We start from the raw sequence: 25,907 nt of genomic DNA, 5'->3' as shown, positions 1-25,907 counted from the left end.
TCCGTCGTGCGGCTACAGGCTGCGGGCGAGCCGGTCGGCCAGGATACGGGTGAACCTGGACGGGTCGGCCAGTTCGCCGCCCTCGGCCAGCAGCGCCATGCCGTACAGCAGCTCGGCGGTCTCGGTCAGCGCGGTCTGGTCGGCGCCCTGCTCGTGGGCCTTGCGCAGGCCGGTGACCAGCGGGTGGGTCGGGTTCAGCTCCAGGATCCGCTTCACCTGGGGCACCTCCTGGCCCATCGCCCGGTACATCTTCTCCAGCGTCGGCGTCATGTCGTGCGCGTCGCCGACCACGCAGGCCGGTGAGGTGGTGAGCCGGGTGGAGAGCCGGACCTCCTTGACGCTGTCGGTGAGCGCGCCGCTCATCCAGCTCAGCAGGTCGGCGTACTCCTGCCGCTCGGCCTCGGCCCGTTCCTTCTCCTCGTCGGTCTCCAGATCGACCTGGCCCTTGGCGACCGAGCGCAGCGTCTTCCCGTCGTACGCGCCGACCCGCTCGACCCAGACCTCGTCCACCGGGTCGGTGAGGATCAGCACCTCGTACCCCTTGGCCCGGAACGCCTCCAGGTGCGGGGAGTTCTCGATGGTGGCCCGGTTCTCGCCGGTGGCGTAGTAGATCTCGGTCTGGCCGTCCTTCATCCGCTCGACGTAGTCGCGCAGGGTGGTCAGCTCGGCCGGGTCGTGGGTGGAGGCGGCCCGGACCAGGTCGAGCAGGGCCTCGGTGTTGTCCGGGTCCTCCAGCAGACCCTCCTTGACCACCGGGCCGAACTCGCTCCAGAAGGTGCGGTACGCCTCGGCGGAGAGGTCCTTCAGCGTGGCCAGCACCTTCTTGACCAGCCGGCGGCGGACGGCCCGGATCTGCCGGTCCTGCTGGAGGATCTCCCGGGAGATGTTGAGCGACAGGTCGTGCGCGTCCACCACGCCCTTGACGAAGCGCAGGTAGTTGGGCATCAGCGCGTCGCAGTCGTCCATGATGAACACGCGCTTGACGTAGAGCTGCACGCCGCGGTGACCCTGCGGGGAGAAGAGGTCGAGCGGGGCGTGCGAGGGCACGAAGAGCAGCGCCTCGTACTCGAAGGTGCCCTCGCCCCGCATGTGGATCGTCTCCAGCGGGTCGGCCCAGTCGCGCGCGACGTGCCGGTAGAACTCCTTGTACTCGGCCTCGTCGACCTCGTCGCGGGAGCGGGCCCAGAGGGCCTTCATCGAGTTGAGCGTCTGCTCCTCGCGGGTGGTGGTGCCGTCCTCGCCCGGCTTGTCGACGGTCATCCGGATCGGCCAGGCGATGAAGTCGGAGTAGCGCTTGACGATCTCCCGGATCGTCCACTCGGCGGTGTAGTCGTGCAGGTTGTCCTCGGCGTCGGCCGGCTTGAGGTGCAGCGTCACCGTGGTGCCCTGCGGCGCGTCGTCGACCGCCTCCACCTGGTACGTGCCCTCGCCGGTGGACTCCCAGCGGGTGCCGCCGGACTGCCCGGCCCGACGGGTCAGCAGGGTGACCTTGTCGGCGACCATGAAGGTGGCGTAGAAGCCGACGCCGAACTGGCCGATCAGCTCCTGGGACGCGGCGGCGTCCTTCGACTCGCGCAGGGTGCGCAGCAGCTCGGCGGTGCCGGACTTGGCGATCGTGCCGATCAGGCCGACCACCTCGTCGCGGGACATGCCGATGCCGTTGTCCCGGACGGTCAGCGTCCGGGCATCCTTGTCGATCTCCAGCTCGATGTGCAGGTCGGCGGTGTCGACCTGCAGGTCCTTGTCGACCAGCGACTCCAGCCGCAGCTTGTCCAACGCGTCGGACGCGTTCGAGATCAGCTCCCGCAGGAAGACGTCCTTGTTCGAGTAGATCGAGTGGACCATCAGCTGGAGCAGCTGACGCGCCTCCGCCTGGAACTCCAACGTCTCAACCCGGTCGCTCACACCGACTCCCTTCCACTGCGCGGGCCTTCCGGCGGAAAGGATACGAGGCGTGACGGCGGCGGCACAGCCGGCCCACCGGTCACCGGCCGGGTCGCCGCGATCCGGCCGCCCGACGGTAGGCGGCCCGCACCGCCGAGACGACCTGACCCGCGCCGAGTTCGGCGCGCAGACCCAGCAGATATCCGGTCGGATGGGCCGCCGTGACCTGGTCGCGGCCCCCGAGCATGGTCGCGGTCGCGCCGAGCACGGTGGCGGCGACCGCTCCCGCGCCGGTCACCACGGGCGGCAGGTCCAGCGCGCCGCCGAGCATGGCCAGCGCCGCCGGCGGCACCAGGGTCTGCGTGGTGAGCAGTGCCCGGACCGGCTCGAGGCCGAGCTTCGACAGCTGCCGAGCGGTGGCGTCGATCCGCTGCGCGACCTCCCGGTCGACCAAGGCCGACAGGTGCGCGGCCCGCACCGCCGGATCGGCGACGGCGGCCAGTTCGGCCAGGGCGGGCGCCAGCGAGTCCAGGTAGGCGCGGTAGGCGAGCAGCTGCGGCTGCAGGTGCCGGCGGGCCTCGATGACCCGCCGTACCGGGACGTCGGCGAGGTTGCCGGGTACGGCGACCGACAGCGCGAGGACCGCGAAGGCCTGGGCCGGCTCGGGCTCGGCGGCCCCGGCCGGCGGCCCGTCGTCCAGCAGCGCGGCGGCGATGGCGTCGACCGTCCAGCCGCCGCTCGTCGCCAGGGTCACCGGCAGGTCGGTGACGGTGGCCATCCGGTTGGCGCGGGCGACGACGTCGGCGAGCACCGCGAGGTAGACGGCGGCGAGGTCCCGGTGCAGCCCGAAGTGGCTGAGCGGCAGTCGCCCGCCGTCGTCGGCCCGGCGTTCCAATCGCACCAGCAGGCCCTCGTGGGCCAGCCGGTCGGCCAGGTGCCAGGACATCTTCCCGGGGAACACCCCGGCCAACCGTCGGTCGCGCGGGCGGAAGCCTCCCGCGATTCCCCGGCTCTCGGCCACCGGGTCGATGTCGCGCCCCGACAGGCCGTACCGGGGCAGCAGCTCGGCCAGGTGGCGGTCGAGGAAGCCGAAGAAGAGCTCGTCGACCTTCTTGATCGGCGTGCCGGGGCCGTGCGCCCGCAGGGAGATGTCGACGATGCAGTCGAGGGCGTCGCGAAGCTGGCGGACCGTGTCCGAGTCGGGGCGCGCGGCGACGGTGCCGGGGCGCATCCGGGCGAGCTTCGGCCAGTAGAGGACGGCGCCCTTGAGCCATGCCTCGTCGGCGAAGTCGACATGCGGGTGATACAGGGCGATGTCGCTCACCGCCCCATTGTCGGACGGCAGGACAAGGCCATCTGGTCCAACCAGTTGACGGGTTGATGTGTCTGGGGCCACACTCCTGGCCATGGCCTTCGCCCCCGCGCCCCGCGCGTCCGTCTCCGACCACGTCTTCGGCCAGCTCCGCGACGCCATCGTCGGTGGCCGCTACCGGCCCGACGAGACGCTGCCCGGCGAGCGGGAGCTGGCGGCCACCTTCGAGGTCAACCGGCACGCCGTGCGGGAGGCGCTGCGCCGGCTCCAGCAGCTCGGCCTGGTGCGGGTCAGCCAGGGCGGCGCGACCCGGGTGCTGGACTGGCGGGTGCACGCCGGGCTGGACCTGGCGCTGTCGCTGGCCCGTAGCGCCGACGTACTGCCGGTGGCGACGCTGGTGCGCGACATGCTGGAGATGCGGGCCTGCATCGGGATCGACGCGGCCCGGCTCTGCGCCGAACGGGCCGAGCCGGCGCTCACCGCCGCGCTGGTCGCCACCGCCGAGGAGTACGCCTCCCTCGCCCCCGACCTGGCCCGGATGGCGGAGGCGAACATCGCCATCTGGCGGCTGGTCGTGCGCGGCAGCGGCAACACCGCCTACCTGCTGGCGTTCAACAGCCTGGTGGCCGGCACCTTCGCCGTCGGCGACGTCCCCCCGGACGCCCGCGCCGCCGAGCTGCTCGACGTCGCCGGCCACCGCCGCCTCGCCGCCGCCATCGAGGCCGGCGAGGGTACGACCGCCGCCCGGCACGCCCGGGCCCTGCTGACCGCGCCGGTCACCACCCCCACCCCCCGAAGGGAAGCGCGCGCATGATCCCCGCCGTGCTGTACGCCGTCCCGGCGTTCCTGCTGCTGATCATCATCGAGGCGGTCTCGTACCGCTTCCTGCCCGACGACGAGGAACGCGGCTACGAGCTGCGCGACACCACCACCAGCCTCTCGATGGGGCTGGGCAGCCAGATCATCGGATTCCCCTGGAAACTGCTCACCGCCGGCCTGTACGCGGCGCTGTGGCTGGTCGCGCCCTGGCACCTCTCCCCCGGCGACTGGTGGACCTGGGTGATCGTCTTCTTCGCCGACGACCTGGCCTACTACTGGTTCCACCGGCTGCACCACGAGGTGCGCGTGCTCTGGGCCAGCCACGTGGTGCACCACTCCAGCGTCTACTACAACCTCTCCACCGCGCTGCGGCAGAGCTGGACGCCGATGACCTCGCTGCCGTTCTGGCTGCCGCTGGCCCTGCTCGGCGTACCGCCGTGGATGATCTTCCTCCAGCAGTCGATCAGCCTGCTCTACCAGTTCTTCCTGCACACCGAGCGGGTCGGCGTCCTGCCCCGGCCGATCGAGCTGTTCTTCAACACCCCGTCGCACCACCGGGTGCACCACGGCTCCAACACCGAGTACCTGGACCGCAACTACGGCGGCATCCTGATCGTCTGGGACCGGCTCTTCGGCACCTTCGCGCCGGAACGCGCCACCGCCCGGTACGGGCTGACGAAGAACATCACCACCTACAACCCGTTGCGGGTCGCCACCCACGAGTTCGCCGCGATCTGGGGTGACGTGCGCCGGGCCACCTCGTGGCGACACCGGCTCGGCTACGTCTTCGGCCGCCCCGGCTGGCAGCCGGTGCCCCGGTGAGGCGCGCCCTCCTCGCCCTGTTCGGGGTCGCCGCGGCGGTCGAGCTGGCCGGGGTGGTGACGCACTCGACCGCCGTGCAGTGGTCGGCCAAGCCCCTGCTGGCGCCGCTGCTGCTGGCGTACCTCTGGACCGTCCGGCGGCGCGTCGACGGGGTCGCGGTCGGCCTGGCCTTCGCCGCCGCGGGCGACGTCGCGCTGCTCGTGCCGGGGCGCACCGCGTTCCTGGTGGGCATGGGCTGCTTCCTGGTCACCCAGCTCGGTCTGCTCACCGCCTTCCTGCGGCACGGCCGGCCGCCGGTGCTCGCCGTGGCCGGGTACCTGCTCGCCTGGGCGGGCGCCAACCTGCTGCTCTGGGAGGCGCTCGGGCCGCTGCGGCTGCCCGTGCTCGGCTACAGCCTCGCGCTGTGCCTGATGGCCGCTTCGGCGACCGGGGTGTCCGGGCGCACGGCGCTCGGCGGGGCGCTCTTCCTCGGCTCCGACCTGCTGATCGGGGTCGGCGCGGCCGGCGTCGACCTGCCCGGACGGGACCTCGCGGTGATGGTCACCTACATCGCGGCGCTCTTCCTGATCACCACCGGCTGGGTGGCCGCCACGGCCGACCGCGCGGTCCCGGTGGCGACCCCGGCGGCCGGCGTCCCCGCTTAGGTCGGCGGCCGAGGGCACCCACGGGCGGCGGGCGCGACGCCGTCCGCACCGCCGCCCGTGGCAGGTCACCGGTCACCCGGTCAGCACTTCCACCAGGCGCCCCAGCCGCTGCCGGCATCGTCGCTGCACCAGTAGCCGGAGCCGCTGACGTAGACGCGGACGGTCCGGACGTTGCCGTACCTGACCCACGCGCCGTCCGGACCGTCGGCGAGGCCGTTGTGCGGCATCAGGGTCCAGCCACTCGTCGCCCAGGAGTGCCAGATGGTGCGGTTGGGCGCCACCCCGAAGTACTCGATCCGGCCGCTGTTGTACCAGTTGACCTCCATCACGTCGCTGCTGCACTTGAAGGTGCCGGTGTGGCCCCAGCGGTCCCGGTAGGTCCAACTGGTGCCGCACGACGTGGGTCGCCAGTGCCAGGTGATCGTCACGTCGGTGGCAGCGGCGGAGGATGTCGTGGTGGCCGGCTGCGGCGCGTCGACCGCTGCGGCCGGCCCGCCGCTCAGGACGGTGGCGAGCGCCGCGGTGATCGCGGTCGCCGCCCAGGTCAGAGACTTCATCGGTTCCTCTTCTCGATCGACGGACAGCCCGATCCTGACCATCGCCCCCGGGCGTGGGCAACGACCTTTGCCGATCACCGCAACGGCCCTTGACACCGGCGTCCCACCCTCTGGACGGCGCGGGCCACGCCGCCCCAGCTCACCGGCGAGACGTTCTCTTTCGCAAGAATCTGGAAACTCTTTCTTAGCATTGCTTCTTCCTTGCAAATATTGAAATGCTTTGCAGGGCCTCCTAGCGTGGACCCGGCCCCGCGGTTCGCGGGGCCGGGTCCGAGTGCGAAGGAAGACACGTGTCCAGCCGTACCCCGATGCACCTGGCCGTGGCGGTCGCCGCCGTCACCGCCCTCCTCCCGACGGTGCCCGCCGTCGCGGCCGACCGACCTCCCGGCGCGGCCACCACCAGCTCGTTCCTGGTCGGCGCCCAGCGGCCGTCGACGGCCCGGTCCACCGACCCGACCCGGCTCACCGACGACCTGGCCGCGGTCGGCCGGGCCACCGGCGCCCGGCTCACCGTCGACCGGGTCCTCGCCACCGGCGACCTGCTGGTCCACGCCGACCGTCCGTTGCCGCGCACCACCACCGAAGCGGTGCTCAGCCGGCTGCGCGCCCGCGCGGACGTCGCCTGGGCCACGCCCGCCGCCCGGCTCGCCCCCGACCAGACCCCCGACGACCCGAGCTTCGCCGCCCAGTGGGACCTGACCGACCCGGTCGGGGGCGTCTACGCCGAACCGGCCTGGGACAGCGGCGCGGACGGCAGCGGCGTCACGGTGGCCGTTCTCGACACCGGCGTCACCCACCACCGCGACCTCGCCGGCGCCCTGCTGCCCGGCTACGACTTCGTCAGCTCCGCCGCCGACGCCCGCGACGGCGACGGCCGCGACCCCGACGCCACCGACCCGGGCGACTGGGCCGAGGCCGGCGACTGCGGCCCCGCGTTCCGGGCCAGCAGCTGGCACGGCACCCACGTGGCCGGCACCATCGCCGCCACCCGGGACAACGCCACCGGCATCGCCGGACTCGCCCCGGGCGCGCGGATCCAGCCGGTACGGGTGCTCGCCCGCTGCGGCGGCAGCATCGCCGACCTGGTCGACGCGATCGTCTGGGCCTCCGGCGGGACGGTGCCCGGGGTGCCGGACGACCCGACACCGGCCCGGGTGCTCAACCTGAGCCTGGGCGCGCCCGGCGCCTGCGACCCGGCCACCCAGGCGGCGATCGACGGCGCACTGGCCCGAGGCGTGAGCGTGGTCGTCTCGGCCGGCAACGCCGGCGCGGACGCGGCGAACTTCACCCCGGCGAGCTGCGCCGGCGTCATCACGGTGGCGGCCAGCACCACCATGGGCGAGCGGGCCGGCTACTCCAACCGGGGGACGAGCGTCGCGCTGGCCGCCCCCGGCGGCGACCACGAGCACGGGGTGCTGTCGACGGTGGACACCGGCCGTACGACGCCCGAGGGCGACGGCTACGCCGAGTACGCCGGCACCAGCATGGCCGCCCCGCACGTCGCCGCCGCCGCGGCGCTGCTGCTCGGGCAGCGTCCCGACCTCGCCCCGGCCGAGCTGACCGGGCTGCTCACCGGCACCGCCCGGCCACCCGTCTCCCCCGCCGACTGCCGCTGCGGCGCGGGCGTGCTCGACGTCGACCTGGCGCTGCGCGCCGCCACCGGGCACCCCGGCGACACCACCCGGGTGCTGGTCCAGGTGGGCGTACGGCCGGGCGACCCGGAGATCGAGCAGCCGGGGGTGCACCTGGCCGGCACCCTGGACCGGCTCGGCACCGGACTGCCCGACTGGGACCCGGGGGCGTACCCGCTACGAAGGGTGGACACCACCGGCCCGTACCGGACGGTGCTGACCGTGCCGGCCGGGACGGAGCTGGAGTACAAGTACACGCTCGGCGACTGGGACCACGTCGAGCAGGCCTACACCGACAGCGACGCCGGCTGCGTCGACGTCGACAACCGGCGGCTGACCGCCGGCCCCGCCGGCACCACCCAGGTGGTCGCCGACCTGACCGGCAGCTTCCGCGGCGTCTGGCCCTGCCGGCGCTGACCACCGCACCGCCGCCGTCCCACCACCGTCCCCACCCCGATCCGCAACCGGAAGGACGATCATGCGACGCACCCTGCGTACCGTGCTCACCACGCTGAGCCTGCTCGCCGCCGCGCTGGCCGCGCCGGCCGCCGCGCACGCCTCTCCCCCGCCGCCGCAGGAACTGGGCGGGCTGGACCTGGGCGCGTACTGCCGCTCGCTCGGCGCCGCCGACGCGGTGCTGACCGGCGGCACCGCGTACGACTGGCACTGCCGGGCCGGTGACGGGCGGCAGAGCGCGCTGGCCTTCGACGCCGCCTGCCGCTGGACGTACCGGACCGACGCCGCGGTGGACCGGATCGGCAACTTCTACGACCCCACCTCGGTGCGCTGCTGGCGGGTCCGGGCCGACGTGATCACCCCGGACTTCACCCGCTGGTGCCAGGCCACCGGGCGCTCCGACGCCGTGCTGCTCGGCGGGACCGTCTACGACTGGCGGTGCGTCTCCTACAGCCGGGCCGGGGTCACCTACGCCGACGTCGACGTCCTCGCCGCGTGCCGGGAGACGACCTTCGGGTACGCGACCGTCGAGCGCTTCGTCAGCTTCGGCGACGCGCGCTCGTGGCAGTGCCGGGTCTGATCCCCGACGTACCCGCCGGCGCCGGACCCCGACCGGCGCCGGCGGGTATCCTGCCCCCGTGGCCAGGGAGAACGGGCGCAAGCTGATCGCCTCGAACAAGAAGGCCCGGCACGACTACACCGTCCTCAAGACGTACGAGGCGGGGATCGTGCTGGCCGGCACCGAGGTGAAGTCGCTGCGCGAGGGGCGGGTGTCGCTGGTCGACGCGTTCGCCCAGGAGCACGACGGCGAGCTCATGCTCCACGGGCTGCACATCGCCGAGTACGGCTTCGGCACCTGGACCAACCACGCGCCCCGGCGCACCCGCAAGCTGCTGCTCAACCGGGTGGAGATCGCCCGGATCCTGGAGAAGCTGCGCGAGGGTGGGTTCACCCTGGTGCCGCTGTCGATGTACTTCGCCAACGGCTGGGCCAAGGTCGAGCTGGGCCTGGCCAAGGGCAAGAAGTCGTACGACAAGCGGCAGGCGCTGGCCGAACGGGACGCGAACCGGGAGATCGCCCGCGAGCTGGGCCGCCGGCTCAAGGGGCGGACGCCCGCGCGCTGAGCGCCGATCGAAAGACAGTCGTAAATATTGATTCCCGGCGTTGGCGCGGACAGAATCAGCGCACCCGTGAACCTCCACCGCCGGGAGCCACCATGAACCGTCCCCGCCTGCCCCGGGCGGCCGCCCGGATGGCCGCGCTCGCGACCACCGTCGCCGGCGTGCTGCTCGCCCTCGCCCCGCCCGCCGCCGCTGCCGTGCCCACCGGCCGGTACGTGTCGCTGGGCGACTCGTACGCCGCCGGCCCGCTGATCCCCACCCAGATCGACCTGAACTGCCTGCGGTCCAACCGCAACTTCCCGTCGCTGGTCGCCGCGTCCGCCGGCTCCTCGTCGTTCGCCGACGTGAGCTGCTCCGGGGCCACCACCGCCGACATCCTCACCGGCGGCAGCGGCGAGCTCGGCATCGCGGTGCCGCCGCAGCTCAGCGCGGTGGACGCCGGCACCGCGCTGGTCACCGTCGAGATCGGCGGCAACGACATCGGCTTCTCCGGCATCATCAGCCAGTGCGCGCAGGCCAGCCTCAACAGCCCGCTCGGCTCGCCGTGCAAGAACACGTACACCGCCGGGGGCGTCGACCAGCTCCGGGCCCGCATCGACGCCACCGCGCCGAAGGTGGCCGGCGTGCTGCGGGCGGTCCGGGCGGCCGCGCCGGGCGCGCGGATCGTGGTGCTCGGCTACCCGGCGATCCTGCCGGACAGCGGCTACGGCTGCTGGCCGCTCGTCCCGATCGCCTACCAGGACGTGCCGTACCTGCGCGGGGTCGCGAAGGCGCTGAACGCGATGCTGGCGAGCACCGCCGCCGCCAACGACGCCACCTACGCCGACGTCTACACCCCGTCGATCGGTCACGACACCTGCAAGAGCAGCGGCACCCGCTGGGTCGAGGGGCTGATCCCGGAGAACTCGGCCGCCCCGTTCCACCCGAACGCCCGCGGTGAGGCCGGCATGGCCACCGCCCTGCTGGCCACGCTGAACAGCTGACCCGACCGGGACGGGGGCCACGTCGACGGGGCCCCCGTCCCGGCGTCGGTCAGCGGACGACCCGGGCCAGCAGGGTGAACGCCCGGACCGGATCACCGGTGAGCTGCGCCCGGTCGGCCTCGGCGATCGACGTCGCCCAGTCCGCCGGCGCGGCACCGCGCACCACGGTGGCCTGCGCGGCGTCCCGTACGACGCCGAGGATCGCCTCGACCAGCGCGTCGTCGCGCTGTCCGGCGCGCAGCTCCCGGCCGAGGCGCGGCAGCACCGTGGGGGCGTCGCGCAGCGAGCCGTCGGCGTTGCGGCCGACCGCGCCGAGCGCCGCGCGCACCTGCGGGCGGTCGGCGGCCAGCCCGGCCCGGCCCGGGTGGGTACGCAGCCCCCAGCCGAACGGGAAGAGCGGCCGGTAGTCGGCGTCACCGACGTTGATCGGCACCTGGGCCTCGCTGCGCGGCCAGCTCACCGGCAGCCGCCCGGTGAAGGGTCGCCGGCCGAAGAGCACGTCGGCCACGCCCGCGCCCTCGCTGCCCGGCAGCCAGCTCGCCACCAGCGCGTCGATCTCGTCGAGCTGGTCGGTGAGCACCTGTGGCCGGCCCGAGACGACCAGCACCACGCAGGTGGGCAGCGCCGCGCAGACCCTGTCGACGACGGCCCGGTCGCCGGGTCGCAGGCGCAGCGACTTCTCCTCCTGCTGCGGCGTGGTGCACCAGCCACACTCCGGGCCGCCGACGTCGCCGTACCCCTCGGCGTACGGGGTCTCGCCGACCACCACCACACCGACCTGGGCGTCACCGGTGGGCGCGGAGGCGTCCGCGCTGTAGGTGACCTTCGCGTGCGGGGCGACCTCGCGGATGCCGTCCAGGACGGAGGTGCCGGGGATCGCGTCGCCGGAGACGCCCTGCCAGGTGATCGTCCAGCCACCCGCCTGGTTGCCGAGGTCGTCGGCGGTACGGCCGGCCACGTAGAGCGAGGCGTCGGCCGGCAGGGGCAGCACGTTGCCGCTGTTCTTCAGCAGCACCTGCGACTTCGCCACCGCCTCGCGGCCGATCGCCCGGTGCGCGGCGCTGCCCACCTGGTCGACGTTGCCCGCCGAGGCGTACGGGTGCTCGAAGAGGCCCAGCTCGAACTTCTTGGTCAGGATCCGCCGGACCGCGTCGTCGATCCGGGTGGTGGCGACCCGGCCGGCGGTCACCTCGGCCAGCAGCAGCTGCTCGAACTGCTCGGCGGTGTTCGGCTCCATGAACATGTCGCTGCCGGCGTTGACACCGACCCGCACCTTGTGGGCGGTCAGCCCGCCGTTGGTCGGGTCGGCCGGGTCCGGGATCTGGTGGATGCCCTCCCAGTCGGTGATGACGAAGCCGTCGAAGCCCAGTCGGCCCTTCAGCTGACCGGTGATCAGGTCCGGGTTGGCGTGCATCTTGGTCGGGTTGCCGAGTCCGTCGGAGGTCCAGTCCACGCTGGAGAAGGAGGGCATCACGCTGCCGACCCGGTGACGGCGCACCGCCGGGGCGTACGGGGCCAGGTCGAGGCGGGCGAACCGCTCCCGGTCGGTGACCGTGACGCCCTGGTCGATCGGGTACTTCTGCTCCCACCAGGGCCGGCCCTCGTTGGCGGCGGCCACGGCCTCGTCGTAGCGGGTGTCGCCGTCGCCGGCGTAGTGCTTGGCGGTGGCGAGCACCCGGTCGGCGTCGCCGAGCCGGCCCTGGAGACCGTCGACGACCGTCTCCATCGAGACCACCAGGGCGGGGTCCTCACCGAAGCTCTCGTAGCTGCGGCCCCAGCGCTCGTCCCGGGAGACGCAGAGGCAGGGCGCGAAGTTCCACGGGATGCCGGTGGCCCGCACCTCGGCGGCGGTGGCCCGCCCGACCCGCTCGACCAGGGCCGGGTCGCGGGTGGCCCCGAGGCCGACGTTGTGCGGGAACACCGTGGCCCCGTACACGTTGCCGTGCCCGTGCACGGCGTCGATGCCGTAGATCAACGGGATCTGCAGCCGGGTGCCCAGCGCCTGGTCCTGGAAGCCGTTGACCATCTCGACCCAGGCCGCCGGGGTGTTGCTGGCCGGGGTGGAGCCGCCGCCGGAGAGCAGCGAGCCGAGCTGCCAGCGGGCGACCGCGCCGGGGTCGTCGACGACGGCGGCCCGTTCCGCCTGGGTCATCTGGCCGATCTTCTCGGTCAGGGTCATCCGGCCGAGCAGGTCGGCGACGCGCCGCCGTACCGGCAGCCGGCGGTCCAGGTACGGCAGGCCGTGCGCGTCGACCACCACGGTCGGTCGGTCGGCGACGGTGGCCCCGGTGGCGGTGAGGGTGACCGGGACGGTCTCGGCGGTCTCCGCCACGGCGTCCCGGCCGAGGGTGACGGTGAACGACCGGTCGGCGCCGGAGTCGCTGCCGGCCGGGAAGGCCAGCGTGCCGGAGCCTTCGGCGTAGTCCCGGCCGGCGGTCGCGGTGCCGGCGCCGGTGGCCCAGCGCACGGCGACCGGAGCGGCGAGCGGACGTCCGTCCGAGGTGGAAATGATCACCCGGACCGGCACCCGGCTCCCCTCGGCGGCCGGGTAGACGAGGTGGTCGGTGGTGACGGTGACGCTCTGGTCGGCGGCGGCCAGGGCCGGCGGCGCCGGGAGCAGGGACCCGGCCAGGACGGCTGCCCCGGCGAGTGTCGCGTACCTGCGCATTGTCATGTGTCTGCCTCCCCACGGGACTCTTGTCCCGATCAGGGATACTTCCGAACGTGATCGGGCGGCGTCAATGTTTCCGGAGAGTTCCGGAACCGCTCCCGGGGAGCGCTCTCTTGACAGCGCAGGGGCTTCGTTCAAAGCTTCATCGAAGCCCATCTCTATGTGTTGTTCCCGTTCGGGTGATCCGTCCCCGCCCGCACGGGAACGACCGCACCCCGGAGGGAGAGACCGTGCGCAGCATCCGCACCATCGCCGCCCTGGCGCTGGCGGCCGTGGGTCTCACGACCGCGCTCACCACCGTCACCAGCACCCCCGCCCTGGCCGGCCCCGGCGCCGTGACCTGGTCGGACGACTTCACCGGAGCCGCCGGCACCGCACCCGACGCGGGTAAGTGGCGCTACGACACCGGCGGCAGCGGCTGGGGCAACAACGAGTTGCAGTACTACACCAGCAGCACCCGCAACGCCGCGCTCGACGGCAACGGCAACCTGGTCATCACCGCCCGCAAGGAGAACCCGTCCGGCTACGGCTGCTGGTACGGCAGCTGCCAGTACACCTCGGCCCGACTGCTCACCCGGGGCACCTTCGCCCAGGCGTACGGCCGGTTCGAGGCGCGCATCAAGATCCCCCGCGGGCAGGGCCTCTGGCCCGCCTTCTGGATGCTCGGCGACGACATCGGCACCAACCCGTGGCCCAACAGCGGTGAGATCGACATCATGGAGAACGTCGGCTACGAGCCGTCCACCGTGCACGGCACCATCCACGGGCCCGGCTACTCCGGCGCCGGCGGGCTGGGCGGCGCGGCCACGCTGCCGGGCGGGCAGGCCCTCGCCGACACGTTCCACACCTACGCCGTCGACTGGGCGCCCGACTCGATCACCTGGTACCTCGACGGGGTGGCGTACACCCGCAAGACCCCGGCCGACGTGGGCGGCAACAAGTGGGTCTTCGACCACCCGTTCTTCCTGCTGCTCAACGTCGCGGTGGGCGGCAACTGGCCCGGCTCGCCGGACGGCAGCACGGTCTTCCCGCAGACCATGGTGATCGACTACGTCCGGGTCCAGTCCTGGGACACCGGCGGCGGCAGCACCGGCGCGCCGATCGTCGGGTACGGCGGCAAGTGCGTCGACGTGGCCTCGGCGAACACCGCCAACGGCACCCCGATCCAGCTCTGGACCTGCAACGGCACCGGCGCCCAGCAGTGGAGCTGGCCCGCCGACGGCTCGGTACGCGCCCTCGGCAAGTGCCTGGACGTCGCCGCCGGCTCCACCGCCAACGGGGCCAAGGTCCAGCTCTACGACTGCAACGGCACCGGGGCCCAGAAGTGGGTGTTCACCGCCGCCGGGGACATCGTCAACCCGCAGGCCAACAAGTGCCTCGACGCCACCGGGGTGAGCTCCGCCGACGGCACCCGGCTGCAGCTCTGGGACTGCACCGGCGGCGCCAACCAGAAGTGGCGGCGCTGACGGCGTACCCACCGGGCCCGGCCCTCCCGTCGGGGGGCCGGACCCACGGGCGGCCGCCAGGACGCCGTCGCCCGGGTCGGCGGCCCCGCGCCACGGCGCGCCGTACGGGGCGGACCGGGGTACGGTCGGACGTCCCCGCTGCCACGGGACGCACGCCGTCGAGAGGAAGCCGTTCACATGACTCCGGTCCGGGCCGAGACCATCCGGACCGACCGGCTGGACCTGCTGCCCCTGCGGGTGTCGCACGCGACGGAGATGGCCGCCGTGCTGGCCGACCCGGCCCTGCACACCTTCATCGGCGGCACCCCGGCCGCTGAGGCGGCGCTGCGCGCCCGCTACGAACGGCTCGTCGCCGGATCGCCCGACCCGGCCGTCGCCTGGTGCAACTGGGTGATCCGGCTCCGCGACGAAGGGTGCCTGGTGGGCACGGTCCAGGCGACCGTCACCGGGCACGAGGCGGAGATCGCCTGGGTGGTCGGCACACCCTGGCAGGGCCGGGGCATCGCGGGCGAGGCAGCCCGGGGACTGGTCGGCTGGCTCGACGGACAGGGCACGTCCCGGGTCGTCGCGCACGTCCACCCCGAGCACCGGGCCTCCGCCGCCGTCGCCGCCAGGGCCGGCCTGACCCCCACCGACATCCGGCACGAGGGCGAGCTCCGCTGGACCCGGGCCACCGGAGACTGAGCCGTACCCTGGCGCCATGACGGAAGTCCTGCGCTACGCCGCCTTCACCACCGACCCGGCGGCCGGCAACCCGGCCGGCGTGGTCCTCGACGCGAACCACCTCACCGACCCGCAGATGCAGGCCATCGCGGCCGACGTCGGCTACTCCGAGACGGCGTTCCTCACCGCCACCGGCCCCGGCGAGTACGACGTGCGCTACTTCAGCCCGCAGGCCGAGGTGCCGTTCTGCGGCCACGCGACCATCGCCTCGGCGGTCGCGGTCGCCGAGCGGGGCGGCACCGGCGAGCTGACCTTCCGGACCCGGGCCGGGACCGTCGTGGTCGCGACGGCCCGGGACGGCGACGGACGCCCCACCGCGACCCTGACCAGCGTGCCGCCCTCGGACGCGCCGGTGGACCCGGCCGACCTCGCCGAGGCGCTCGCCGCCCTGGACTGGGCCCCCGCCGACCTCGACCCGGCGTTGCCGCCCCGGGTCGGGTACGCGGGCGCGCACCACCTGATCCTCGGGGCGGCGACGCGGGACCGGCTGGCCGCCCTGGACTACGACTTCGACCGGCTCGGCGACCTGATGCGGCGTCGCGACTGGACCACCGTCGCGCTGGTGTGGCGCGCCGGCGGCACCGAGTTCGACGTGCGCAATCCGTTCCCGGTCGGCGGGGTCGTCGAGGATCCGGCGACCGGTGCGGCCGCCGCCGCGCTCGGCGGCTACCTGCGTACCCATGGCCTGGTCGAACCGCCGACCACGCTGCGCCTGCGCCAGGGGACGGACCTGGGCCGGCCCGGGCTGCTGGTGGTCGACGTCCCGGCGGCCGGCGGCATCCGGGTGACCGGCAACGCCGTGGTCATGCCCGACCCGGCGCGGAGCTGAACCGGCCGGGGCCCGGCTCCCCCCAGGAGAGCCGGGCCCCGGACCCGTCGGTCAGTCGGTGCAGGACGGGGTGTCGAAGTGCCCCGGCGTGCTCGGGAACGCCGCCCCGGCCCCCTGGTCCGGGTTGTCGCGCGGATAGACGTAGGACAACTCGATGAAGGCCGAGGTGCCGGCCGTGGTGACATCACCCGGGCTGCGGCCGGCGCCGGCCGCCCAGGCCAGCCGGGTCAGGAAGTCCTGCATCGCCGGACTGTGCTGGCGGATGTCGTTGAACCCGCCGTAGGCCGCGTTGCAGTGGGTGAACAGGTTGTACGCGCCGTTCCAGTCGAACAGCCGGTCCCCGTTGTTCGGCCCGTTCTGCGTCACGTCGCCCTGGAGCACGTCGCGGTCCCAGCCGCCGTACATCCAGTCGGTGCCGTGGTGGTGCTGGTTGTCGGCGAGGACGTCGTTGTCCATGTTGGTCGCCTCGAACCAGCGGCACGGGTCGATCGTGCCGGCCGCCAGGTCCACCGGCCAGGCACCCGACGCGCAGTTGTCCGGGTAGGAGCCGCGCGGCCGGAAGTCCAGCAGGTCCGAGCCGAGCACCGCGGTCACCGCCGGGCCGCTGGTGGCCCCGGCACCACCGAACAGGTGGTCGACGTACTGGTCCCGGTCACCCCGGGCGGCGGCGCTGAACACCCCGTTCACCAGGCACTGCGGGTTGGCCGCGTCGAGCTGCGGGTCGCACCCCTTGCCGCCCCAGAGCACGTCCGCGCCCTCACCGCCGAACACCTCGTCACCGCCGCTGTCGCCGTTGGCGATGTCGTCGCCGAAGCCGCCGTGGATGTTGTCCGCACCGGCGCCACCCCGGATCAGGTCGCCGGCCCCGGCGGTCAGCCCCGGGTAGGGCATCGGCGCGGACGTGGCCGAGCCGATCCAGGCGTCCCCGTCGGTGTCGTGCAGCAGGTCCACCCGGCGGTCGTAACCGCCGGCCCGGAACCCGGTGTACGTCTCCTGCGGCACCGACGACAGGGTGGCGGTGAAGCCCAGCGCCGCCACGTCGTCGGCGTTGAGGTACTGGTTCACCACGCCGCCCCGGTCACCCAGGATGGCGTCCCGGCCGTCGTCACCGTAGAGGGTGTCGGCGCCCAGCTCACCGAAGAGGTCGTCGTCGCCGGCACCGCCCCGGACCAGGTCGTCGCCGTCCTGACCCCACACCCCGTCGTTGCCGCCGTCGCCGTAGAGCTGGTCGTTGCCGAACGCGCCGACCGGCTCACAGGTGGACTGGGCGGTGGTGCAGAACCGGGTGGACGGGCCGGGCAGCGCCGGATCGTGGGTACGGACCACCGTGGCGTCCGCCGGCACCGCGCCGGTCGGGTACCGCTCGGTGTAGACCCGCTCGGCCGGCTTGCCGCCGGCCGTGGTCACGGTCCGCAGCAGCGAGCCGTTGTCGCCGAGCACCACGTCGTCGCCGCCGTTGCCCTCGATCAGGTCGCCGGTGTCCCGGAACCCGGCGGCCGCGCTGCCGCCGATCAGGTCGTCCTGGCCGGCCGCCGCGCCCGCACCGACCAGCTCGGCCGCCGCCGACGCCTCGCCCGGCCAGCCCGGGTCGGGCAGCGGGCCGACCGTCGAGCGGCCCGCCGCGCCGAGAGCGGTGTCCCCGCGCAGCGTGTCCGCGCCGCCGTTGCCCTCCAGGTAGTCGCCGTCACCGTCGCCGGTCAGCGCGTCGTCGCCGTCCTGACCCCAGAGGGTGTCGACGCCGTCGCCGCCGCTGATCCGGTCACCGCCGTACCGGTTGGCGGTGGCCGCCGCCCGGTCCAGCAGCACCACGATCCGGGGGCCGAACGCGGTGCCGTCCGCGCCGAGCCGGACCGTCGGCGCGGTGGGCTGCTCACCGGCGAGCGGGCGCAGCACCGCGCCGTTGTCGCCGATCACCGCGTCGGACCCGGGTCCGCCGAACAGGGCGTCCGCGGTGTCCGGCTGGCCCGTCGTGGCCGCCCCGGTCCCGTCGTACGCGGTGCTGGAGCCGCCGACCAGATCGTCGTCGCCGGCGTCGCCCTCGACCCAGTCGGCGCCCGGGCCACCCTCGGCGAAGTCCGCGCCGGCGTCGGCGCGTACCCGGTCCGGGCCGCCCTGGCCGAGGAGCACGTCGTCGGCGTCGCCACCGGAGATCAGGTCACCGCCGCTGGTGCCGGCCGTCGGGGTGAACCCGAGGTCGAGCAGGGTGATCCGGCGCTGCGGGCCACCGCGGCCCTGGGTGATCCGGGTCGCGTCGGTGGTGGCCGGCGCGAAGCGGGCGTTGTCCCCGGCGATCAGGTCGGTGTCGCCGTCGCCGTAGAGCTGGTCGCCGCTGTCCGGGCGGCCGGTGCCGGCGGTCGGCTCCTGACCGGAGCCGCCGACGATCTCGTCCTTGCCGAGGCCACCGTGCACCAGGTCCGACCCGTTGTTGCCCTCGATCCGGTCGTCGCCGCCGTCGCCGTCGATCCGGTCCCCGCCGAGCCCGCCGTACGCGACGTCGCCGCCCTCGCCGCCGGAGATGACGTCCCCGGTGCCGGCCGCGGCCACGTCCCCGGCCAGGTCCAGCGGGTACGGCCCGACGTCGCCGATGCGCGGGGTGCCGTTGTCGCCGACGATCCGGTCCACGCCGTCCTCGCCGTAGAGGAAGTCCCGCCCGTCGGCGACCCCGGCCACCCGGCCGCCGCCGTACAGCACGTCGTCGTCGGGGCCGCCGAAGACCTGGTCACCGCCCTCGTTGCCCTCCTCGGTGTCCACCCCGGGCCCGCCGTACAGGCCGTCGTCGCCGGTGTTGCCGAAGAGCAGGTCCACGCCGTCGTCGCCGTGCAACTGGTCGACACCGGCCCCGCCCCAGGCCCGGTCGTTGCCGCCGCCCAGGTGCAGGACGTCGTCGCCGAGCTGACCGCAGGCGCGGTCGTCGCCGCCACCCAGGTCGGCCCGGTCGTCGCCGCTGCCGGCGGTGACCACCTCGACCCCGGCCCCGCCGAGGATGAGGTCCGCCGCGCCCTGGTCCACCGGGGTGGGCTGCGTCCCGGCCAGGTCGGCGTCGGCGCAGGTCTCGGCCGGCAGGCGCTGGTCGCCGAAGACGACCGCCCCGCCGTCGCCACCGATCACGTGGTCGCTGCCGAGGCCGCCGACAAGCAGTTTCTGCTGCGACCGGGTGCCGGCGGGCAACGGCTGGTGGCTCACCTGCCGGGCCGGGCCGTACCCGTCGGTGCCGTCCGGCTCGCCGACGGTGGACGGTTCGGCGATCACGTAGTCCTCGTCGGGTCCGCCGAACAGTTCGTCGGTGCCGTACCCGCCGACCAGCACGTCGTCGCCGCCGTAGCCGTACAGGTGGCCGGTCTGGTCGTTGGCGGAGTGCGAGACGACCAGGTCGGCGCCGGCGCTGCCGTACACGGTGTCCTGGCCGGAACCGGTGTCGACCTTGTTGGTCAGCCCGGCGTCGCCGCTGCCGGCGGCGTCCGGGCCGGACGGCACCGCGCTGCCCGCGGTGTGGATGGTGTCGTCGCCCTTGCCGCCGTTGAGGATGTCCTCGCCGGGGCCGCCGACGATGGTGTTCCTCCCGTTCGGCCGGTCGTCGAGGACCACGCCGAGCACGTCGTCGCCGCCGTTGCCGTAGACCGTGCTGGCACCGTGCCCGACGGTGACGTGGTCGGCCGCCCCGGCGGTCTCCTCGGTCGGGTCGGTCAGCTTCGTCCAGTCCACCAGGCCGTCGAGGGTGGTGTCGCCGACCGAGGTGTGCACGGTCGTGCCGCCGCTGCGGTCGACCGCGCCGAGGCCACTGTCGCCGGCCACCACGTCGTTGCCGTCGCCGGTCGTGACGGTGTCCTGGCCCGGTCCGCCGGCGACCCGGCTGACCTGCCCGGGCGCCTCCGCGGTGACGATCACGTCGTCGCCGCCGCGCCCGTCCACGTACGCCGGCCCGGTTCCGGTGCGGATCTGGTCCTTGCCGTCGGAGCCGAGGATCACCGCCGCCTTGTCGAACGCGGAGGTCTTCGTGCCGTCGCCGCCGGTGTCGCCGTCGCCGAGCAGCAGCACCGACAGCGACGTCCTGTCGGCGTCGGCGACCTGGTAGCCGCGCCCGTCGACGACCACCCGGGTGAGGTTCGGGTCGAGGAACTCCTGCTTGCGGCCCAGCGCCTCGATCGCGAAGCCGTCGAAGTCCGGGTCGGCGTCGGCGAAGTGCACCGCGTACACCTTCACCACGTCACCGGCGTAGGTGCCGGCGCCGTTGTCCCACGCCTTGTCCCCGCGCTGCTCCTTCTTGCCGAACTTGCCGGCGAAGACCACCAGGGTGTCCCCGGCCGTGCCGCCCAGCTCCGGTGGCCTGGGCTTGCAGTCGGGTTGGGCGCGGAAGTCCAGCAGGGTCGCGTCGACCAGGGTGAAGTCGAAGGTCTTGGAGAACAGGAACAGGTCGATGGTGATGTAGACCTTGAGGAACACCGAGAGCTGGCCGCTGGTGGTGAAGAGGCAGACCGGGTTGACCAGCAGCGCCTGGAGGAACTCGCTGGTGCGGAACTTGCCGTCGTTGTTCGGGTCGTTCCAGCTGAACCCGACGGTGAGCCGGATGCCGCCCTGGATGCCGGCCTTGACGATCAGCACGCTCACCTCGGCCCCGGCGGCGATCTCGCCGCGCAGGGTGACCACCGGGACGGGCGTACCCGTGCTGTCGGTGGTCTTGAAGTAGAGGCCGTCGAGCAGGCTGACGGCGTCGAGCGCGGTGCCGTCGGTGGCGGCCTCGACGGCGTGCCGGATGCCGGCGGTGTCCAGGCCGGCGATGAACCGGGCGGTCACCGAGGCGCTGCCGGCGAGGGTGACCAGCACCGGCGGCGGGGCGTAGACCGGGCCGAAGGACTGCCGCCAGCTGAAGCCGAGCGACAGCGGCCCGGAGTCGAAGCTGACCAACTCGACGTCCTGCCCCAGCAGCAACCCGAACAGCGAGCCCGGGTTGTCGAAGACCGGGAAGGCGAAACCGGTCTTCTGGGCGGTGGTCCGGCCCTTGTCGTCGGCGGTGAACAGCTTCCCGCCGGCGTTCGGCGACGCGCCGTCCACGGCCGCCTTGACGTCCACGGCCTTCGCCGGCTGGTAGCCGGTGGCCTTGTCGATCAGGCTCTCCGCCGAGGCCGGCGAGACCTCGGTGGTCAGCGCCTTGGCGGCGTCGACGTGGAACCCACCGAGCGGGATCGAACAGTTGGTGGCGCAGGTGGTGGGTATCCGGTTCACGAAGCTGATCACCTCGCGGACCGTGTCGACGAAGTCGAGCTTCGGCCCGCCGGCCAGGGTGCTGAACGTCTTGGCCAGCCAGACCAGGGTGATGTCGGGGCCGCCGGTGGCCTTCGACAGGTCCGACAGCACCGGGATCGGCGCGTACAGGGTGTCGATGACCGGCTGGAGCGGACCGGTGACCGCCTTGATCTTCTCCACCACCGGCTTGAGGATCTTGGAGAAGAAGGCTCCCGCGTCCAACGCGATGTCGGTGAAGGTGACCTGGAGCGGGGTGCTGACCGCGCCGCCGGTCGCGGTGAGCCCGCCCCGCTGGTGCGTCAGGCCCCACTTCAGGGTGAACCGGGCGCTGACGCCGGGCAGCGCGGAGACGTCACCGCCGGTGTCCACCGCCGCCGCCAACCGCCAGTCGATGTTCACTTCGGCGGTGAGGTCGGTGGCGATCAGCGAACCCAGGTCACCGAACTCGGCGAGGGTGAGCTTGTCGTCCGGCTTCGCGGTGCAGTTCTCGGTGACCGCGGGGTCGAAGCAGCTCTTCTCCCCCGCCGAGCCCTTCAGGTCGATGCCGAAGTACGCCTTCACCAGCGGCCCGCTGCCCTGCTTGGTCGCCTTCACCTGGATGAAGGCGAGCTGGGCGGCCAGGTCGCCGGTCAGGTCGAAGTTCGCGCCGATCTGCACCTCGGGCGCGGTGTCCCCGTCGTGGGTGGGGACGTAGAAGCCCTCGTCCCGGTCGAGGACCAGGTCCAGGTGCAGCTTCCACCCGAGCTTGGCCTGGATGCCGTCGGTGGCGCCCTTCTTCGCCTTCAGCGACAGGCCGGGGATGCCCAGGTCGAGCGGGACGTTGGCGGTGAGGCACGTGTCCGTGTCGCCGGCGTCCCGGCAGCCCTCGGCGGCCGAGGGCGTGCCACGGGAGGCGGTGAGCGTGATCCGGATCGACTGGAAGTCCTCCGGCTGGCAGGGGGCGGCCACGCCGCTGCGGCAGCCGACCACCGCGCTGACGCCCGGGTCCAGGTCGTGCAGCGCCGCGTTGAGGGCGGACTGCATGCCGGCGCTGTCCAGGGTGGCGTCGGCCAGGGCCGGGCCGATCGCGGCCTTGACGTCCGCCCGCAGCTTCGCGACGAACTTCTGGCCCTGTTGCAGGTCGTCGCCGACCAGCGGCAGCTTGCCGTCGAAGCTGGCCAGCCGCAGCGCCTCCTCCACCTTCGCCAGGTAGCCGTCGATGCCGACGTTGAAGTCGGTCAGCTTCAGCGACAGGTTGGCGAAACAGGAGCTCAGATCCGGGGTGTCGGTCGTCGGCGTGAGGTCCAGGCCCATGGTGAAGCTGAGCAGGTTCGTCGCGTCCGCTGGCGTGCAGTTGTTGACGAACAGCGGCGCGCGGGCACACACCGGCGTGGTCGCGCCGCCGACCCCACCGCCGCAGTCGACGCCGGTGGTGGTGAAGGTGGGGGTCACGCCGAACAGGTCGGTGACCGGCCCGTCGGCGGCGAGCCCGCCGAGGCCGACGCTGAGGTTGGCCTTCACCGTGGCGAAGTCCGGGTCCTTGCCGAGGTCGAGGGCGAGCGGGCCGACCCGGGCGGCGAGCGCCGCGTCGGTCACCCCGCCGCTGACGGTCACCTTGGCCGAGGAGGACTTGTCCAGCAGCGGCGCCGCGTTCAGTTTCAGCGGCAGCAGCAGGCCCAGCTTGGCCTGGGCGTCGACGTCCAGGGCGAACGAGCCGGAGCTGTCCAGGCTGACCAGGTCGCGGGCGCCGTCCCAGGAGAAGGCGAGCGGGCCGGCGGTGCGCACGTTGCGCTTCCAGTCCAGCCCGACCCGCAGGAACGGGCCACCGGCACGCTCGTCCAGGGCGAAGGTGACGCCGCTGCCGGCGCCGATGGCGCGGTTGAGCTGGTCGAGGGCGTCCTGGAGGGTGTCCGGCGGCGAGGCGAGCAGCGCGTCCAGCGCGTCGGCCAGCTCCGGCCGCAGCGCGTACGCGGTGCCGTCGGCGGGCTTCGGCGTACCGGCCGCGTCGACGCGTAGGGTCTGCCCGTCGATCCGGTCGAGCACCCGGTACGCCTTGCTGCCGATCACCACGGTCCGGCCGACCAGCCGCTCGTCGAAGGCCGCGTCACCGCTGCGGTTGCCGTCGTGCAGCCGGAAGTTCGCGCCGTCGGCGACGAAGGTGACGCCCTTGCCGACGCCGCTCTCGTCGGCGCCGAGCAGTTCCCGCGCGGAGCGGCCGAGCAGCGGGATCTCGGTGTTCAACGGGCCGCTGCCGACGCCCGGCTGGCCGAGCGCGGCGTTGACCAGCCGCAGGGCCTCGACCACGGCGGCGAAGAGCGCCTTGGGATCGTCGGGGTTGAAGTCGACGGCGAAGAGGCCGGCGAGGCTGCTGGTGTCCACCACCGGCTGCTCGCCGGCCTTCCAGCTCACGTCCACCCCGACGCCCGTGCCGAGCGCGCCGGTGGCGCCGGGCACGCTGACGGTGACCTTGCCGGTGGTCTTCACCGACGAGGAGACGGCCAGCAGGGTGCCCGGCTCGGACTGCAACCGGCGGAACAGCTCACCGAGGCTGACGTCCTGGGCCTGCCTGAAGCTGACCTGGAGCATCCGCTGGCCGGCGGTGGCCGGTCCCACCGCGAGGTCGCCGCCCAGCTTGACCTTGAGGAAGCCGGCGGTGGCGTAGAAGTCCACCCCGGTACTGATCGGGAAGTCGGCGGCGAAGAGCGGCGTGGCCGGGTCGGTGCGCAGCAGCACCCGGTCGGCGTTGGCCGCCGGGCTGCCCAGGTCGTCACGCAGGTCCAGCACGAGGGTGACGGCGGCGCTGTAGCGCGGCTTCACGGTGGCGAAGCTGGCCTGGGCGTTGGCCGCCCGCAGGCCGACCTTCTTGTCGCCGCCGGCCGGCCTGGTGAGCGTGCCGGCCAGCTCAACCGCGCCGATGTTGGGGCTGGAACCGCTGATCACCCAGACCGCGTCGCCGGCGGGCTGCCCGCCGATCCAGTTCTCGGCCAGGGTGACCGAGGTGGCGGTGTTGGCGGCGATGGTGCCGGCCGAGGTCCCGGCGACGACCCGCTGGCCGACCAGCTCCCCCGGGGTGAACCGGTGGTCGTCGGCGGCCAGGCTGAAGCCCTTGGCGGTGAAGGTGGCGCCCCGGCCGGAGACGGAGGCGGCCCCCGGGTCCAGCGGCACGGCCACCGTGGACTCGCGTTCCAGCTTCACCCGGAACACCAGCTTGTCACCGGCGAAGGAGAGGCCGTCCACCGGCAGGCCCTCGGCGGCGAGCAGCTTCACCAGCTCCTGGATCGAGCTGAACCGCGGTTGGCCGGCCTTGGCCGGGTCGTCGGTGGCCGGGTCGAAGGACGGGTCGTCCGGCTTGGGGTGGACGTACTTCGTGAGGAAGGCGGTCAGCTTCTCGTTGACCTTCACCGCGTCGGCGAAGGTGCCGCGCAGGAACGGCAGGCTCAGGTTGCCGGCCGGCCCGCTCTGCTGCACGCCGCCGAGCAGGGTGGCGAGCTGGGCCAGCCCGGAGGCCAGGTCCAGCGGGCTCATGTTGCGGAACTTGGCGATCGTCTCGTCGAGCCCGGTGGTGGTGACGGTCGGGCTGCCGACCGAGATGTCGGTCCAGTCGACCGTGACCGTCGCGGCCACCGCGGGCAGGGCGAACGGGGTGCCGGAGGTGGCCGCGCCCAGGTTGACCACGCCGTGCACCGAGCCGGGGCCCGGCTCGGACTCGGTGTCGGAGACCTTCCCGCCGCCGGAGCCGTCGAGCGCCACCTGGACCAGCCCGGCGAGCGAGCCGCTCGCGCCCAGCTCACCGGTGCCCGCACCGGCGGCGGTGTCGAAGGCGAGCCGGCCGTCGCCGTTCGGGTCGCTGAGGGTGACCTTGACGTGGGTACGCGCGGTCAGGGTGCTGCCGGCGGTGAGCGTGACGCCGAGGATGCCGACCGAGGCGGTGGCCTGGTCCAGGTCGGCGCGCAGCGACGCGGCCGCGTCGATGTCGATGCGCGGGGTGTCCCCGTCGCGGACCAGGTAGGTCTCCCCGGCGGCGGTGTGCCGGGCCCGCAGGTGCAGGGTGGCCCAGCCGGTGACGTCGACCGCCTTGGCCACGGTCACCCCGCCGACGGTCAGGTCCTTGCCGGTGACCGCCCGTTTCGTGGTCAGCAGCACGTCGAGCAGGTGATCGCCGCCGCTGGTGCTGACCGTGGAGGTGAGCCGGGTGCCGCCACCCAGGTCGACGTCGTCCTTCGTCAGGCCGGCGGCCAGCGCGTCGGAGGCCTTGCGGGTGAGCTTGTCGGTGTCCACCAGCGCGCCGGGGCTGACCCCCAGCAGCGGCAGCGGTTGGCCGAGCAGGCCGACCCGGGACAGGCCGCCCTCCGCCCAGGTGGCGGTCTGCGACATCAGGTTCTTCAACGCCGTCTCCCACGCCTCGTCCGCGTGGGCGGGCGCCGCCGTCCAGACGAGGGCGAGCGCGGCGGTCACCACCGTCGCGGTCAGCGCGGCGAGCAGCCGCCGTAGAGCCACCATGAGCCACCTCTTCCTCGATGGCCGTCACCGACGGCGCTGGTCCCGCGCCAGCACACCAGCACCCAGGAGACTCACAGCTTCTGTGTCGAGATGGTGACACCGCGTCAGACTGATCGGTCGACGTCACTACGCCGGCCGGCGTGATCCGAGTCGGCGATCAGCCGGATCGGTACACCGTCGCGGACGGAACCCGCGCAGACGCGTAACAGATCGACGGCCCTGGACGCTGCTTGATCGACATGCCGTCGGGCCGGACCGGCGCCGCGGAC

The 25,907-nt window shown here is 73.5% G+C and carries 15 protein-coding genes; 10 read left to right on the top strand and 5 right to left on the bottom strand.

Going from position 1 to position 25,907, the window contains the following annotated elements:
- Window positions 1-12 precede the first annotated feature (12 nt).
- Both htpG and GA0070611_RS05910 read right to left on the bottom strand, forming a co-directional pair.
- A complete protein-coding gene (gene htpG / locus GA0070611_RS05915; protein ID WP_091658727.1) occupies window positions 13-1,905 on the bottom strand; it encodes a molecular chaperone HtpG in 1,893 nt (630 codons plus the stop codon).
- A 79-nt stretch (window positions 1,906-1,984) separates the two neighbouring features.
- Window positions 1,985-3,208, bottom strand: coding sequence for a DUF6236 family protein (locus GA0070611_RS05910; protein ID WP_091658723.1), 1,224 nt, complete (start codon window positions 3,206-3,208; stop codon window positions 1,985-1,987).
- 82 nt (window positions 3,209-3,290) lie between these two features.
- Between GA0070611_RS05910 and GA0070611_RS05905 the strand changes: the two genes are divergently transcribed.
- The 3 genes from GA0070611_RS05905 to GA0070611_RS05895 are packed head-to-tail and all read left to right on the top strand — an operon-like array spanning window position 3,291 to window position 5,481.
- Window positions 3,291-4,010 (top strand): FadR/GntR family transcriptional regulator, encoded by a 720-nt coding sequence (locus GA0070611_RS05905; RefSeq protein WP_091658719.1) that lies wholly within the window; start codon window positions 3,291-3,293, stop codon window positions 4,008-4,010.
- Entirely contained in the window at window positions 4,007-4,837 is an 831-nt protein-coding gene (locus GA0070611_RS05900) for a sterol desaturase family protein (RefSeq protein WP_091658716.1), read from the top strand. Before GA0070611_RS05905 ends, GA0070611_RS05900 begins: the two co-directional genes overlap by 4 nt.
- The gene (locus GA0070611_RS05895) at window positions 4,834-5,481 is read left to right on the top strand and encodes a lysoplasmalogenase (RefSeq protein WP_091658713.1); all 648 of its coding nucleotides are present in this window, start codon (window positions 4,834-4,836) and stop codon (window positions 5,479-5,481) included. Before GA0070611_RS05900 ends, GA0070611_RS05895 begins: the two co-directional genes overlap by 4 nt.
- 80 nt (window positions 5,482-5,561) lie before the next feature.
- On the opposite strand, the gene GA0070611_RS05890 is transcribed toward GA0070611_RS05895, so the two are convergent.
- The gene (locus GA0070611_RS05890; protein ID WP_091658707.1) at window positions 5,562-6,038 is read right to left on the bottom strand and encodes a hypothetical protein; all 477 of its coding nucleotides are present in this window, start codon (window positions 6,036-6,038) and stop codon (window positions 5,562-5,564) included.
- A gap of 290 nt (window positions 6,039-6,328) precedes the next feature.
- On the opposite strand from GA0070611_RS05890, the gene GA0070611_RS05885 reads away from it, so the two are divergent.
- The 4 genes from GA0070611_RS05885 to GA0070611_RS05870 all read left to right on the top strand — a co-directional run bounded on the left by GA0070611_RS05885 (window position 6,329) and on the right by GA0070611_RS05870 (window position 10,229).
- Window positions 6,329-8,086 (top strand): S8 family serine peptidase, encoded by a 1,758-nt coding sequence (locus GA0070611_RS05885; RefSeq protein WP_157740215.1) that lies wholly within the window; start codon window positions 6,329-6,331, stop codon window positions 8,084-8,086.
- Between the two features lie 61 nt (window positions 8,087-8,147).
- Complete coding sequence (locus tag GA0070611_RS05880) at window positions 8,148-8,705, top strand: hypothetical protein (RefSeq protein ID WP_091658697.1); 558 nt, start codon at window positions 8,148-8,150, stop codon at window positions 8,703-8,705.
- A gap of 58 nt (window positions 8,706-8,763) precedes the next feature.
- Window positions 8,764-9,249: an SsrA-binding protein SmpB gene (gene smpB / locus GA0070611_RS05875; RefSeq protein ID WP_091658693.1), complete on the top strand. Its 486-nt coding sequence runs from the start codon at window positions 8,764-8,766 to the stop codon at window positions 9,247-9,249.
- Between the two features lie 92 nt (window positions 9,250-9,341).
- Window positions 9,342-10,229, top strand: a complete 888-nt coding sequence (locus tag GA0070611_RS05870) for an SGNH/GDSL hydrolase family protein (RefSeq protein ID WP_091658689.1) — start codon at window positions 9,342-9,344, stop codon at window positions 10,227-10,229.
- A 49-nt stretch (window positions 10,230-10,278) separates the two neighbouring features.
- On the opposite strand, the gene GA0070611_RS05865 is transcribed toward GA0070611_RS05870, so the two are convergent.
- A complete protein-coding gene (locus tag GA0070611_RS05865) occupies window positions 10,279-12,903 on the bottom strand; it encodes a glycoside hydrolase family 3 protein (RefSeq protein ID WP_197675861.1) in 2,625 nt (874 codons plus the stop codon).
- A gap of 227 nt (window positions 12,904-13,130) precedes the next feature.
- On the opposite strand from GA0070611_RS05865, the gene GA0070611_RS05860 reads away from it, so the two are divergent.
- The 3 genes from GA0070611_RS05860 (at window position 13,131) to GA0070611_RS05850 (ending at window position 15,918) form a co-directional block, all read left to right on the top strand.
- On the top strand, window positions 13,131-14,366 hold the full coding sequence (locus GA0070611_RS05860; RefSeq protein ID WP_091672536.1) for a glycoside hydrolase family 16 protein: 1,236 nt from the start codon (window positions 13,131-13,133) through the stop codon (window positions 14,364-14,366).
- Between the two features lie 177 nt (window positions 14,367-14,543).
- Window positions 14,544-15,050, top strand: a complete 507-nt coding sequence (locus tag GA0070611_RS05855; RefSeq protein WP_091658681.1) for a GNAT family N-acetyltransferase — start codon at window positions 14,544-14,546, stop codon at window positions 15,048-15,050.
- A 16-nt stretch (window positions 15,051-15,066) separates the two neighbouring features.
- Entirely contained in the window at window positions 15,067-15,918 is an 852-nt protein-coding gene (locus GA0070611_RS05850; RefSeq protein ID WP_091658677.1) for a PhzF family phenazine biosynthesis protein, read from the top strand.
- 51 nt (window positions 15,919-15,969) lie between these two features.
- On the opposite strand, the gene GA0070611_RS05845 is transcribed toward GA0070611_RS05850, so the two are convergent.
- Window positions 15,970-25,638 carry a calcium-binding protein gene (locus GA0070611_RS05845; protein ID WP_091658674.1) on the bottom strand — a complete coding sequence of 3,223 codons (9,669 nt, stop codon included), beginning with the start codon at window positions 25,636-25,638 and terminating at the stop codon, window positions 15,970-15,972.
- Window positions 25,639-25,907 lie beyond the last annotated feature (269 nt).

Source organism: Micromonospora auratinigra (genome assembly GCF_900089595.1).
In the GTDB taxonomy this organism is placed as follows: domain Bacteria; phylum Actinomycetota; class Actinomycetes; order Mycobacteriales; family Micromonosporaceae; genus Micromonospora; species Micromonospora auratinigra.
This window is presented reverse-complemented; position numbering and strand designations above follow the sequence as displayed.